Source organism: Siminovitchia fortis (assembly GCF_007681465.1).
Classification (GTDB): Bacteria; Bacillota; Bacilli; order Bacillales; family Bacillaceae_C; genus Siminovitchia; species Siminovitchia fortis.
Genome location: NZ_VEKZ01000001.1, coordinates 1 through 13,134, shown reverse-complemented (window position 1 = coordinate 13,134; position 13,134 = coordinate 1). Strand labels below are relative to the sequence as shown.

Annotated in this window: 15 protein-coding genes and 1 riboswitch; of the genes, 10 read left to right on the top strand and 5 right to left on the bottom strand. The window is 43.0% G+C overall.

The features are described from left to right. The first annotated feature begins 65 nt into the window (after window positions 1-65). A riboswitch (FMN riboswitch) is annotated at window positions 66-201 on the top strand. 159 nt (window positions 202-360) lie between these two features. Continuing rightward, window positions 361-942, top strand: a complete 582-nt coding sequence (locus FS666_RS00075) for an ECF transporter S component (RefSeq protein ID WP_120068143.1) — start codon at window positions 361-363, stop codon at window positions 940-942. Window positions 943-1,100: 158 nt separating this feature from the next. Continuing rightward, on the top strand, window positions 1,101-4,103 hold the full coding sequence (locus tag FS666_RS00070; RefSeq protein WP_120068139.1) for an efflux RND transporter permease subunit: 3,003 nt from the start codon (window positions 1,101-1,103) through the stop codon (window positions 4,101-4,103). A gap of 34 nt (window positions 4,104-4,137) precedes the next feature. Here FS666_RS00070 and FS666_RS00065 read toward each other — a convergent pair whose 3' ends face one another. After that, a complete protein-coding gene (locus FS666_RS00065) occupies window positions 4,138-4,386 on the bottom strand; it encodes a ferredoxin (RefSeq protein ID WP_120068136.1) in 249 nt (82 codons plus the stop codon). A 314-nt stretch (window positions 4,387-4,700) separates the two neighbouring features. Here FS666_RS00065 and FS666_RS00060 point away from each other — a divergent pair, with 314 nt between their 5' ends. From FS666_RS00060 to FS666_RS00040, 5 genes are all read left to right on the top strand, one after another. Beyond that, window positions 4,701-5,288 carry a CPBP family intramembrane glutamic endopeptidase gene (locus FS666_RS00060; protein ID WP_144462908.1) on the top strand — a complete coding sequence of 196 codons (588 nt, stop codon included), beginning with the start codon at window positions 4,701-4,703 and terminating at the stop codon, window positions 5,286-5,288. Between the two features lie 14 nt (window positions 5,289-5,302). Further along, window positions 5,303-5,938, top strand: coding sequence for a LysM peptidoglycan-binding domain-containing protein (locus FS666_RS00055; RefSeq protein WP_186306468.1), 636 nt, complete (start codon window positions 5,303-5,305; stop codon window positions 5,936-5,938). Window positions 5,939-6,182: 244 nt separating this feature from the next. Then, window positions 6,183-6,638: a DUF2663 family protein gene (locus FS666_RS00050; RefSeq protein ID WP_164876239.1), complete on the top strand. Its 456-nt coding sequence runs from the start codon at window positions 6,183-6,185 to the stop codon at window positions 6,636-6,638. A 184-nt stretch (window positions 6,639-6,822) separates the two neighbouring features. Further along, a complete protein-coding gene (locus tag FS666_RS00045) occupies window positions 6,823-7,374 on the top strand; it encodes a DJ-1/PfpI family protein (RefSeq protein WP_120068124.1) in 552 nt (183 codons plus the stop codon). A gap of 167 nt (window positions 7,375-7,541) precedes the next feature. Then, entirely contained in the window at window positions 7,542-8,759 is a 1,218-nt protein-coding gene (locus FS666_RS00040) for an MFS transporter (protein WP_144462914.1), read from the top strand. Window positions 8,760-8,808: 49 nt separating this feature from the next. On the opposite strand, the gene FS666_RS00035 is transcribed toward FS666_RS00040, so the two are convergent. The 4 genes from FS666_RS00035 to FS666_RS00020 form a co-directional block, all read right to left on the bottom strand. Beyond that, complete coding sequence (locus tag FS666_RS00035; RefSeq protein ID WP_144462916.1) at window positions 8,809-8,994, bottom strand: hypothetical protein; 186 nt, start codon at window positions 8,992-8,994, stop codon at window positions 8,809-8,811. 27 nt (window positions 8,995-9,021) lie between these two features. After that, the gene (locus FS666_RS00030; protein WP_144462918.1) at window positions 9,022-9,591 is read right to left on the bottom strand and encodes a manganese catalase family protein; all 570 of its coding nucleotides are present in this window, start codon (window positions 9,589-9,591) and stop codon (window positions 9,022-9,024) included. Window positions 9,592-9,809: 218 nt separating this feature from the next. Continuing rightward, window positions 9,810-10,070 carry a spore coat protein CotJB gene (locus FS666_RS00025; protein WP_120068111.1) on the bottom strand — a complete coding sequence of 87 codons (261 nt, stop codon included), beginning with the start codon at window positions 10,068-10,070 and terminating at the stop codon, window positions 9,810-9,812. Beyond that, window positions 10,070-10,297, bottom strand: a complete 228-nt coding sequence (locus tag FS666_RS00020) for a spore coat associated protein CotJA (protein WP_120068108.1) — start codon at window positions 10,295-10,297, stop codon at window positions 10,070-10,072. The genes FS666_RS00025 and FS666_RS00020 overlap by 1 nt, the downstream gene beginning before the upstream one ends. A gap of 168 nt (window positions 10,298-10,465) precedes the next feature. Between FS666_RS00020 and FS666_RS00015 the strand changes: the two genes are divergently transcribed. From FS666_RS00015 to FS666_RS00005, 3 genes are all read left to right on the top strand, one after another. Further along, window positions 10,466-11,230, top strand: a complete 765-nt coding sequence (locus tag FS666_RS00015; protein WP_244943806.1) for a metallophosphoesterase — start codon at window positions 10,466-10,468, stop codon at window positions 11,228-11,230. 81 nt (window positions 11,231-11,311) lie between these two features. After that, window positions 11,312-11,890 carry an adaptor protein MecA gene (locus tag FS666_RS00010; RefSeq protein ID WP_144462922.1) on the top strand — a complete coding sequence of 193 codons (579 nt, stop codon included), beginning with the start codon at window positions 11,312-11,314 and terminating at the stop codon, window positions 11,888-11,890. Window positions 11,891-11,979: 89 nt separating this feature from the next. Beyond that, window positions 11,980-12,972 carry a YpdA family putative bacillithiol disulfide reductase gene (locus FS666_RS00005; RefSeq protein ID WP_144462924.1) on the top strand — a complete coding sequence of 331 codons (993 nt, stop codon included), beginning with the start codon at window positions 11,980-11,982 and terminating at the stop codon, window positions 12,970-12,972. Window positions 12,973-13,134: the final 162 nt, after the last annotated feature.

The following is a 13,134-nucleotide window of genomic DNA, read 5'->3' as shown; positions in this document are numbered from 1 at the left end:
GTTTTTGACATATATCTTCACAAATCAGGACTCTTGTTGTATAATAAATCCAAACAACATATACGATTCATCTTCGGGGCGTGGTGAAATTCCCGACCGGCGGTAATGAGACAACAGGTTTCTGAGCCCGCGAGCCTGGTAAAGGCAGGATTTGGTGCAATTCCAAAGCCGACAGTATAGTCTGGATGGGAGAAGATGAAGGTAGCCGCCGTACGTTCAAAATGCAGGAATTTGAACGTTTATTCGAACATGCCTTAATTCTCCCTCAAAAGTTTGGAACTTTGAGGGATTTTTCATTTTAGGCAGCGATTTTGGCTAACCTTTCTTCGACATGGGATGAATCTCAAAGGAGAGAGGATTTTGAGAAAATTCAATACGAGGTCATTTGTAGCAATCGGGATGCTGAGCAGCCTATCTTTTGTACTGATGCTCATTAAATTCCCAATCCCGCCGTTTCCGGCCTATCTGACAGTGGACTTCAGCGATATTCCTGCATTGATCGCTGCGTTGATGTTTGGTCCGCTTGCCGCTATCTTGGTGGAACTGATTAAAAATATCATTGATTATTTAATGATTGGCAGCGAAGCGGGAATTCCGGTTGGAAATTTTGCGAACTTCCTGGCAGGGATCATGTTCGTTTTACCAACTTATTATGTATTCAAAAAGTTGAAAATGAAATGGGGATTAGCCGTATCGTTAATCTTCGGAACGATATTTATGGCAGTTTTCATGAGTGTGCTGAACTATGTGGCCATCCTGCCTGCTTATATACTTTTGCTTGGATGGGACCCGATGTCCACTTCGGATCTCCGCCAGCTGGTTGTAGCGGCAATCCTCCCATTTAACATCATCAAAGGGCTGATTGTAGCAATGGTATTTCTATTGGTATACAGCCGCATGCGCAACTGGATTGACAAGCAAGTGGTTTACCGGAATATATAACTGAGAGAGCCAGCAATGAAGCTTTTCATTGCTGGCTCTTATTTTTAATCTTACTAAATACAAAGTAGTAAGAAAAATTACGACTTAAGTCTATATGATCAATCAATAAATAAACTATACTGATGTTGTTGGGTATTATACTTTTTGGGGGGAAATGAATGATCTGGTTTACAAATTGGGCATTGAGAAACAGGGCAGCTGTCATTTTGCTGATTGTTTTGACTTTAGGGCTCGGAACTCTCAGTTATTTTACATTGCCAAAGGAATTTTTGCCTGCTGCAAATAATCCTGCAGTAACAGTCATTGTCATGGGGCAAGGGACGGATGCAGATACCATGGCTGAACAGGTTACAAAGCCGATTGAGAAAGCCGTTGGTTCAGTCAAAGGTAAAAAAGATGTTTTTTCCACATCTGCGGATGGGTATTCATCCATCGATATTACACTCGATCCTTCAATGGATATGAAAGAAGCCAAAACCCAGGTTCAGGAGGCATTAACAGGCGTTGAACTTCCGGAGGGATATTCCAAACCAATCGTCTCACAATTGAACATAGATATGATTCCTTTATGGCAAGTCGGTCTTTCCTTTCCAAAAGGTGCCAATCGAGATGAGATGGAAAAAGTTGAAAATGAGATTATACCAATGTTTCAGGGACTCTCAGGAGTATCGGATGTGCTTGTTTATGGAAAACAGCAAACACAGGTGAACATCACGCTTGACCAGAAAAAAATGTCTGATTTTAACATCCCTATTCAAGCATTGATGGGGCTTCTTCAAGGGAAAAATTTGGCAGTAGCAGTGGGCGAAGAAACAGTTGGTGACAGAAAAGCCAATCTTAAAGTGATTGGCCAGATAGAAGGGATAAAAGAACTTGAGAACATGCAGATTGCAGCGGAGACTCGGCTAAAGGATATTGCAAAGGTAAGTATCAGCGACTCCAGTGAAACATTTTTTACCCGGGTGAATGGGGAGGAAGCAGTGGCTTTACTTCTCCATAAAGAGTCGAATGCCAATGCAGTTTCGGTCGGTAAAAAAGTGAACCAGACTATGGAAAAAGTGAATAAGGAATTTGGTCCGCTTATAGAAGCATCTATGCTCGTTTCGTTTTCAGAATTTATCACAAATTCTGTAGACAGCATGATGCAGGCAGTACTGCTCGGGGCTTTATTCGCCACAATTGTGATTTTCGTCTTTTTACGGCATATCAGGATGACGCTCATCACTATAGTAAGCATTCCGCTGTCTCTTGGGTTGACATTATTTCTGCTTTCACAATCAGGCATTACATTGAACATTTTAACTATTGGGGCTGTTGCCGTTGCCGTGGGCCGGCTTGTCGATGACAGTATTGTTGTGATAGAGAACATATTCCGAAAAGTCCAAAACGGTAATTTTTCGAAAGAAGTGATAGTAGGCTCAACAAAGGAAGTGGCAGCAGCCATCACCTCATCAACCTTGACAACGGTTGCTGTGTTTTTGCCAATGGGACTTGTGAAGTCACTTGAGGAATTATTGCTTCCATTTGCGCTGACAATTACATATGCGCTTCTATCCTCACTCCTTGTTGCATTGGTTGTTGTTCCGCTTATGAGCTCACGTATGCTGAAACAGGGAAAAATGCCTGTGTATAAAAAACCGAAACGGTATATGAAAATATTGGATTGGTCCTTAAGGCATAAATGGGTACCGCTTTTACTTTCACTCTTTATCTTTATCGGAGCTGTTGGCATGTACGCTGTCATGCCAAAGGGAGCTGCGGATGCTTCTGACAATGATGTTTCAATAAGTGTTGTCTACCCGGATGCTGTGCCTTTTTCAAAAGTAAAAGATGAAGCTTTTGAATTCGAGTCCTTTTTGACGGAGCAACCCGAAGTGAAAGAGGTCATCACATTTCTTGGATCGAACCCTGAAGATGCCCAATTCAGCCAGGTCAATTCGCAAAACCAGGGGAGTTTCCACGTAGTGATGAAAGAAGACGCCAGTACAGAAAAAGTGATGAAAAAAATTGAAAAGCAAAAAGAGAAATACCCTGAAGCGGATTTCGACATCATGATGGTATCCATGGTGAATTTCAGTGATTCAACCATCACGTTGGATGTTGTCGGCAACGACGCCAGCAAATTAATCGAAGCATCCAAGCAAGTGATGGATGAAGTGAAAGGAATCGATGGAGTAGAAAAAGTGACAAGCAATCAAAATGAGCTTAAAACAGTCTATGATATTAATATTAATCAAAAGAAAGCAAACACAGAGGAAGTGGCCGGGCAAGTACAGATGCTGCTTAATCCATTTCCAATCGGCATGATCAAGGTGGAGGGCAAGGATACGCCGGTTATGCTTGACAGCTCCATCCATCCCAAATCAGAGAAAGAGCTAAAGGATATTTCTGTGATGACTGGTGAAAAGCCGGTGAAGCTTTCATCCATTGCAAAAATCGAGAGAGCGGAGAAGCCGACAAGTGTTCTTCGTAAAGACGGCAAGGAATATGTTCGCGTCAGCGTGGAGGCAGATCCGAAAAACCTGTCTAAAATAGCAAGCGAGGTCAATATGAAGGCTGGAAAATTGTCTTTGCCTGATGGCATTTCATTGGAATATGGAGGAGCAGCGAGTGCGCAGTCGGAACAATTTATGGAATTATTCCAATTGATGGCTGTCTCCATCGGTCTTGTCTACTTGATCATGGTCCTGACATTTAAAACGCTCCGGGCACCGCTTGTCATTTTGTTCACATTGCCATTGGCCTTGATTGGAGCTATTCTTGGACTGCTTGTTTCCCGGACACCAATTGATATCGGAGCTATGATCGGGGCGCTTATGTTGATTGGGATTGTTGTTACAAATGCCATTGTCTTACTTGACCGGGTAAGGCAGAACGAAAAGACGATGCCGATTCGAGAAGCTTTGCTTGAGGCCGGAGCTACAAGGTTCCGTCCGATCATCATGACAGCTTTGGCCACCATCTTTGCCATGATTCCGCTTTTGATGGGCAAGGAGGAGATGGGAAGCCTCGTTTCCAAAGGTCTGGCGGTTGTTGTGATTGGCGGATTATCGGTTGCCACTTTGCTGACATTGGTCATCATTCCTGTGGTATATGAGCTATTTCATTTTAAAAAAGCAAAAAAACAGCGGCTGGCGAAAGAATCTGACATTGCAATGTAAAGAGAAGAGGGAGCGATCGCTCCCTCTTTAAAATCTATTCGAATTTCAATGGATCTCCGTCAAATGGTTCGTCGGCGACCTTTATGGATTCGGTCGGGCAGCCCTCAAAAGCATCCATCATATCATCTTCCAAAATATCGGGCACTTCCGCAATTCCTTTGTTGTCATCAAGGACGACATATGCCAATCCTTCATCATCATAGTCATATATATCAGGAGCCGCCGCTCCGCAAGCACCGCAGGCAATGCACGTATCTTGGTCGACCATAGTAAACTTGGCCACTTTTCATCCTCCCATCACTTATCTATGTCAATGCTGTTTAAAAACATGCAATCGAAAAAGATTTATTTCTATACATATATTAATCCTCCAGAAACAACATTTCAACATTGTCGAACTATTTTATTTATCGGAAGATCATAGAGAACATAGTCGAAACAACCGATTCATGATAAAATCAAAGAGAAAACGGCATGATGCTATTTTTCCCCAATGCCGCTCCGTACAATTTATAAAAAAATATGACAGGTAATAAAATGGATGGCATTACCATACATATGATGGATTGACGGTTTTTAAAAAAAGAGTGATTGTATATGAGACAAAGCAGACAGGCAAATCTTATCAAGCAGATGACCCATCGGGAAATTACAGCCCATTTGTACCTGACCCAATTGATTTTGCTGATCGTTTCCCTTATAGCAGGAGCAATATTTTTAGACATGGCTGAAATTTTAGCGAGGTTCAAATTTGATTCCAGGTGGGTTTTCTGGGGAGTCGTTAACGGGGCGGCAGTTGCAGGTATCGACATCATGTTGATGAATTTATTGCCGGAAAGATATTATGATGATGGCGGAATCAATAATAAAATATTTAAAGCGATGCCTTTTTGGCAAATCCCCCTTGTTGCGCTCGTTGTTGCATTTACCGAGGAGCTGCTGTTTCGGGGGATCGTGCAAACGTCGATCGGACTTGTGGCTGCAAGCATCTTATTTGCCGTCATACATTTACGGTACTGGACACATTGGTATTTAATGGTGAACGTCATTATACTGAGTTTCTGGATTGGCATCGTGTACGAAATGGCCGGTCAGCTGTTATGGCCCGTTATTGCCATGCATTTTACCATAGACTGTTTGTTGGGGATATATATAAAATTCGGTTCTTTCCGAAAGGATTTGTAAAGAGGGGATTAAAGATGGAAATGAATCAAAATAGCGGCGATTGGCAAAAAGACCATAAAGAAAACGAACGCGTTGCAGGAAAAGATGCGCTCCCTTCAAGAGCTGAATATCACGGTAAAAAGAGAAAGCCCGGGAATAAAAAGAAAATGAAAGTGTCCATACCGCTTGTTCTTTTGCTGATTTTACTGATGCTCCCGATCGGCATCCTGTCCATCATCAACAGCGGTGACCGCTCAAACGCGAATCCTGTCAGCGGGGGTTCAGGCGAGGAAGTGTCCTTTGAAACAGAAGATCCGGTGAATGAACCGGAGCCTGAAACGAAAGACAAAAAAGAGAAGGAAGCAGAAAAATCAGCTGATGAATCGGACAAAGAAGATAAGAAAGGCGAAGCCAAAAAAGAGGATCCTGTAAAAAGCGAAGAGAAGACTGCGGAAACTGAAGAGCCGCCTGCAGAAAAGCAGGACGAACAAAATGAAGATAATCCTGGAGAAAAAGTCACCTATCATACGGTCCAACAGGGGGAAAACCTTTTCCGGATTGCGATGAAATATTATAATTCCCAGGAAGGCGTTGAAAAGATCCGGCAGGCAAACGGTTTGGCAGGCAACGAAATCAGCGTAGGCCAAACATTGAAAATACCGCTGCCCTAAATAATTTCATAAAATGGACCGGCCCCTCATACGATTAGGATGAGAGGCTTTTTGTAATCCTAAAAATTAGACAAAACTGTGATATGTCTAGCTCCAGCGCCTATCGACTAGCAGACTTCGCGCCTTCTCCTACGATAAGTCAACATCGGCTCCTTCGTCGCCGTGTTTCCTTTATCTCGTCGAAGGCACTCCAGTCTGTACGTCGATGGACAGGCGCTTGCGCTTTTCTAATGGAGGGCATGGCATGGACAAAATTATGCTTACGCTTGATGAACAGGTGGACGAAGCAACAAAAAGAATGATCCAGCACTTGATTGAGAAAAAAATGAAATATGACCATTATAAAAATACACATTTCTTTATTCTGTCTTTTTTTATACTATATTGTCTGACCCTGTTATTTATCTGCTACACGCTCGTCATCGTTCCAAATGGATACTCCATCATGAACAGTATTACGGCATTGCTTGGGACAAACCATCTGATTTTGCTTTTTTTAATGGCGGTGCTGCTGTTCGGGGCTTTAAAATTTTATTTCGAGAAAAAAGAGAAAGCCGAAACGGAATTTCATGATTTAAGATGTGAAATTATCGAAAAAAGCCAAGATATTTGGAACGAAGAACACTGGCCCAGCCGCCACCGTGTGTTTGATGAAATGAAAAAAAAGTACGATATCAATTTATATTACGAAAGCAAGTGAAATGGCCCAGGAAGGAATCCTGTGGGATTGGAATAATATAAGGCTATTTCATGATTATATGCTAACCGGATTTTTAGGATTAATAAGTACGTTATACGTCCTTGGATTTTATCTCGTATGGCAGGAAATTGGGAAAATTAGTCGAATATTATGAAGTAATCAAAATTGATTGGGGGTAATAAGTGTGAGCAGAAAAATCTTGATTGTGACTGGGGATGCAGTAGAAGCACTAGAAATATTTTATCCTTACTATCGTTGTCTGGAAGAGGGGTTTGATGTAACCATCGCCTCTCCTTCAGTCAAGAAACTGCAAACAGTAAGCCATGATTTTGTAGAAGGGATGGAAACATATGTTGAAAAGCCTGCCTATGGTATTGATTCTCATGCTGCATTTGCCGATATTGATCCTTCCGAATATGATGGACTGATCATTCCGGGCGGACGTGCGCCGGAATATATCCGCCTTGATGAATCAATGCCGGGTATCCTTCGCCACTTCTTTGAGGAAAATAAACCGGTAGGCGCAATTTGCCATGCAGCGCAGGTGCTGGCCATCGTCCCGGATGTGATGAAGGGCCGTGAATTTACGGCTTATACTGCATGCAGGCCTGACGTATCCGCATGTGGAGCCACTTATATCGAAGAACCTCTCCATACACACGAAAATCTTGTTTCCGGTCACGCATGGCCTGATTTACCAGGTTTTATGCGTGAGTTTATAAAATTATTAAAGTAGAGATTTGAATAGTAATAAAATGCAGCCTCTTAACCTGCCTTAATGGTTTTGGGGCATTTTTTTGTTTTTGTTTTTTCAAACAATGATCTTTTTGATACAATTGAGTACACCATTGTTCTAAATTTTTTGATAGAACAGTATTATTTATTTTCCGGCGGGGTGGGGGAATGGAACAGCGGAAAAGAATGTTGATTTACGCTATAGTCAGCATGATGGTCACGATATGCATTTCAGGATTTGGCAGGATGGCATATGGGATTTTGATGCCCTATATGAGGGACAGTCTCCACCTTTCCTATCAGCAGGCAGGGATGCTGGGTACTTCCACTGCAATCGGTTATCTTGTCATGGTATTGCTTGTTGGAATCATGGCGTCCAAATGGGGATCCAAGCCGCTTGTGGCCATCAGTCTTTTGCTTCTTGCCGGGGGCTGCTTCATTTTATTTAATGCAGACAGCTATGCCGCTTCTCTTATTGGAATGGTCATACTCGGTGTCGGTACCGCTTTCGGCTATACGCCGCTTGTAAATATTGTTGTAGGATGGTTTCCGGATAACAGGGGGTTGATGATCGGCCTTCTGTTAAGCGGGATGGGGCTGGGAACCCTTGTCGCAAGTATGCTGGCACCAAACTTTAATTTGTGGTTTGCCAATGACGGCTGGCGATATCTTTGGCTTCTTTTTGGTGCTGTTTCCGTCATAACCACTTTTATTGCTGTCAGAGTATTAAAGGATCCGCCTGTACCTTTGCGCCAAACGGGAACACAGCGCGCCTCTTTATTTAAGGAAGTTTATTTTCATAAAGGCGTATTGCTGGTCGCCGCCATTTACGGGTTGGTCGGTTTTGCCTACCTAATACCGCAAAGTTTCTTTTTCAGCTACATACTGGAGGCTGGTGTAAATGAAAGCAGCGCAGGGACGATTATGGCTTTAGGGGGGATCATGAGCATATTCAGCGGTCCGGTATGGGGAGCCATCTCCGATAAAATTGGAAGGAAGCTGTCTTTGTGTATGACTATTTTCCTTGGGGGAGTATCGATATTGATTCCCATATTGATTCCGGCCTTTTCAAGTTTCATCATCAGCCAAACGCTTTGGGGCTTTACTTTTGTGGGCATGCTTTCCCTTATCCAGGCACTGTCTACAGAACAAATCCACCAATCATATGCGCCAATCGCTTTGGGGTATGTGACCATCTATTTTGCCGGGGGACAGATGCTTGGTCCCGGTCTTGGAGGATTGCTGGCAGACAATTTGGGTGGAATATCGGCTGCCTTATGGCTATGTGTCGGATTATTGGCAATGGCCCTAATACTTGCGCCAAGGCTGAACCAGACCTCAGCGGATGATTTAGAAGAGGCGTTGCCGGAGATTACTTCAAGATGAAAAAATCTGCTTAATTCTTTCTTATATTTGAAAAGGAAATCAAATTTAATTAGTTGATCTTGCTTTCTTTTCCTTTTTCCCTGATCTGGCTGAAAAATGTACTAAGAAAACTTTCCCAAAGTTCTCCGACATGTTTTTTTGCGGCGGGGTTTGCTTTCATGGCATCAATACTGATGGTTAAAGCCTCCTGCAAATGTTCAAGTGCTTTACTTGACGAAACGAAGGTGACTGTCATTGACGACAGTCACCTTGATTATAAAGCTTAAAAGATCTTTTTCCTGTCCCGTTCTTCTTTTAAAATTTCCACTGCTTCCCGGAAACGCTGGGAGTGAATGATTTCCCGCTCCCTCAAAAAACGCAAGCCGTCATTCAAATCCGGATCATCGCTCATATTAATAATCCACTGGTACGTGGCACGCGCCTTTTCCTCAGCGGCTATATCCTCATATAAATCAGTAATAGGATCGCCTTTTGCCTGAATATACGTAGCCGTAAAAGGAGCTCCGGCGGCATTATGATAAAATAACGCTTTATCATGGTCGGCATAATGGGCTCCAAGCCCCGCTTCCTTCATTTGTTCGGGAGTGGCATCCTTTGTCAGCTTGTAAACCATCGTGGCGATCATCTCCAAATGCGCAAGCTCCTCCGTGCCGATATCCGTTAAGAGCCCGATCACTGAATCAGGAATCGAATAGCGTTGGTTCAAATAACGCAGAGCCGCAGCCAATTCACCATCTGCGCCTCCATACTGCTCAATTAAAAATTTTGCCAGCATTGGATTACATTGGCTTACACGGACTGGATACTGCAATTTTTTTTCATATACCCACATAAGGGGGAGGACCTCCTTGAATTATGGTTTTCTTTTTTGTTGTTGAGCGTACTATAAAATTCCATATTTTTTCTTCAAACAAAGATTACATAATGTCCAGCTCCAGGCGCCATCGGCGCAAGGATCAAGCCGAATTGCTGTGGTGGCCGAAAAGCTGCCTCCTCGCAATTCGTCTTGTGCTTGTCGCCTAAGGCTGCGCGCCTTGCGCTTTTCTTATCTCAGACTTGCCACGGCCATGGCGCTTCTTTCCATTCCCATGGATATTTGGAATAACTGTACCCGAAGCTGGTGAGCGGCCCAAATTCTTTTTCAAATTGCTTAACAAATGCTTTTCTTTTCTTTACATACTCATTGTATTGCCGGACGGCCTCCATATCGCCTGGATGTGTATCCAGGTAGAGCGTCAGCTCTACAATAACAAAATCCATTACCTGAAGCTCTTCCAGCTGTCTGTAATATTCAGGAGGCATTTGCCTCATTAGTCTGAACCCTCCTTTGCTCTTTCATAAGGGCTGTAATATGGATCATAAAACACCTTCCACAATGTACCGTTTTTCAACGCTTCCCTGGGCGGAAATTGAGGCAGGTTTGGCGGCTGGAATCCTAAATAAAGATGGGGAGGGGTGGAATAGGATTTAACCGCTATCGGCGGGCATGGATCAAAAGGGCTGATATACGGCTGGTATGTCTTATGATGTGTGGGCACACAAACTCCTCCTTTTATGTGTCATCATTAATACTATATTGGGGTTGGCTTCCATATATTCTTTTATGAGGGGCAAGGCTGTTTTTTTAATGTGTTCATATGTTAAGATGGGGACCGGATAACATTTGCACTACCTGCGCGGGAAAGTTGAAAAACCAAGGTGATGGCATGATAGGAATTTTACTGGCGGCAGCGCTTGTTGGAACAGCACTTCTTATTTTAATGATGGTCTGTAAGGCTTTTGCGGATACCGTCCGGGAGGATGTATTGGCTTTTGGTGAATATCCTGCCGGGATTGATGATTTGACCATATTCTTCATTTCGGATATTCATCGAAGGAGCATTCATGACAGTATCATTTTTAAGGCAAAAGGAAAAGCGGATGTTGTTATCATCGGGGGAGATTTGACTGAAAAAGGTGTTCCTTTTTCACGGGTCAGGGAGAATTTAAAAAAACTGATTGAGATTGCACCGGTTTACTTTATTTGGGGAAACAATGATTACGAAGTTGATATACAAAAGCTTGGTGAATTGTTTCGTGAGTTTGATGTGACTGTTTTGAAAAACAAATCTGTTTTTTTGCCGGCATTTGATAATCAAATTGTATTGATTGGTACTGACTATGGAGATACAATCGAATCAATGCAGGCTATACTCTATTCAATAAAAAAGTCCGCGTTCAGAATCGTATTGTGCCACAGTCCCGTGCTTGCAGAAAAAGTGGCTGAATCGGACAACGTTTCCCTTATTCTAAGCGGGCACACACACGGCGGGCAAATTCGCATGTTCGGATTGGGCCCGTATGAAAAAGGCGGAATCAAGAAATATCCATGGACAACATTGTTAGTAAGCAACGGGTACGGAACCTCCTTGCTGCCGCTTAGGCTTGGCGCTCCCGCTGAAACACATCTGCTCACCGTCAAAAAAGGATGAGGGTTCAGCCTCCACGACATGAACCATCCGGCGCCTCCTTCATAGTATGAGGATAACAGTATCCTTGGGAGGCGGGGTCAAATGAAGCTGGAGAGAATATCATCAAATAAAATCAAATATTCGATTACATTTGAAGAGTTGACGAAAAAGGGCTTTTTGCAAGACGAACTGCTGAGGGACTCTTTTGTATGGGATGTTTTATTTGATGAAATGTTAGACGAAGCAAGCCGGATTTATGAACTCAATGACTTTGGGGCCGTCTCCATCGAGATTTTTTCCCTTACATCGAGGGAGCTCGTTTTAATTTTGACATTGGAAGAGGAAGAACCTTGGCAGAATTCGCCGTCCCCGGCAAAGGATGAGCTGCCGAAATCAAAAAGCAGTCTGGGACTTTTATATAGATTTGAAGAGTTTGACGATATCATTTTGTTTGTAAAAAGGGTTGCATCATTAAATAAAAGTTGTGACAGCAGTTCTTTGTTTGCGTTTGGAGACAGTTATTATTTAAAAATTGACGGTGTCTGCGGGTTGAGTGAAACAATCGAGAGCCTTTGCAGCGAATATGGTGAAAAGGCCGGTCTGTCGGAAGCGTATTTGGAGGATTATGGAGTCAAAATCATAGATAAAGAGGCGTTTCCATTAATACGCAGCCATTTTTAAAACTTAATTTTTGCACAGAAAGTCGAAATCTCCTATCATGAAAGAAAGGAGATTTTTTTAGTAATTGTAAGATAGGAGAGTCGGTGTCCATGCAGCAAGAGGAATGTATCATAGTCGGCGGAGGGCCGTGCGGTCTTTCTGCAGCCATTGCATTGAAACAAATCGGCAAAAACCCCTTAATCATTGAAAAAGGAAATATTGTAAATGCCATCTACCGTTATCCGACTCACCAAACTTTCTTTAGTACGAGTGAAAAACTGGAAATAGGCGATGTCCCGTTTTTGACAGTCAACCGGAAGCCAAAGCGGAATGAAGCCCTTACCTATTACCGCGAGGTGGCCAAAAGAAAAGATTTAAGAATTAACAGGTTTGAGATGGTGGAATCCGTTAAAAAGCGTGATGGGTTTTTTGAGGTTACAACTGATCGGAACGAGTTTGAAGCGCGATATGTCATCATTGCAACAGGATATTATGAAAATCCAAACATGATGGGGATCAAGGGGGAAAATCTCGATAAAGTTTCCCATTATTTCAAGGAGGCCCATCCTTATTTTGACACGGATGTAGCTGTCATCGGCGGGAAAAATTCAGCGATCGACGCGGCGCTCGAACTTCAAAAAGCAGGAGCAAGAGTGACGGTGCTATACCGGGGAAACGAATATTCTTCCAGCATCAAGCCATGGGTGCTTCCGGACTTTGAGGCATTGGCAAGAGACGGGGAAATTACGATGCTGTTTAATGCCGAAGTGAAAGAGATTACCGAAACCAGCATCATTTATGTTACAGATAAGGGGAAAAGCGAAATTCCGAATGATTTTGTGTTTGCCATGACCGGATATCATCCTGATCACTCTTTTATAAGGGCAATGGGCGTGCAAGTGGATGAAGTGACCGGCAGGCCTGAATTTGATCCTGAGACAATGGAAACGAACATCCCCGATTTATTTATTGCAGGAGTCATCGCGGCAGGCAATAACGCAAATGAAATATTTATTGAAAACGGACGCTTTCATGGAAGCCAGATTGCCGCTGCCATCAAAAAAAGAGAGGCTTATCATACTGCATCCCGGCCATTCAATTAACCGGGATGCTTTTTTGTTCAAAGAGTAAGAAAGCATAGGATTTTTTAGCTTTAAAATTTTGAACAAAGCCTTTTGTTGTCTAGCTCCAGCGCCTATCGGCTAGCAGACTTCGCACCTCCTCCTACGATAAGTCAACATCGGCTCGTTCCTCGCCGTGTTGTC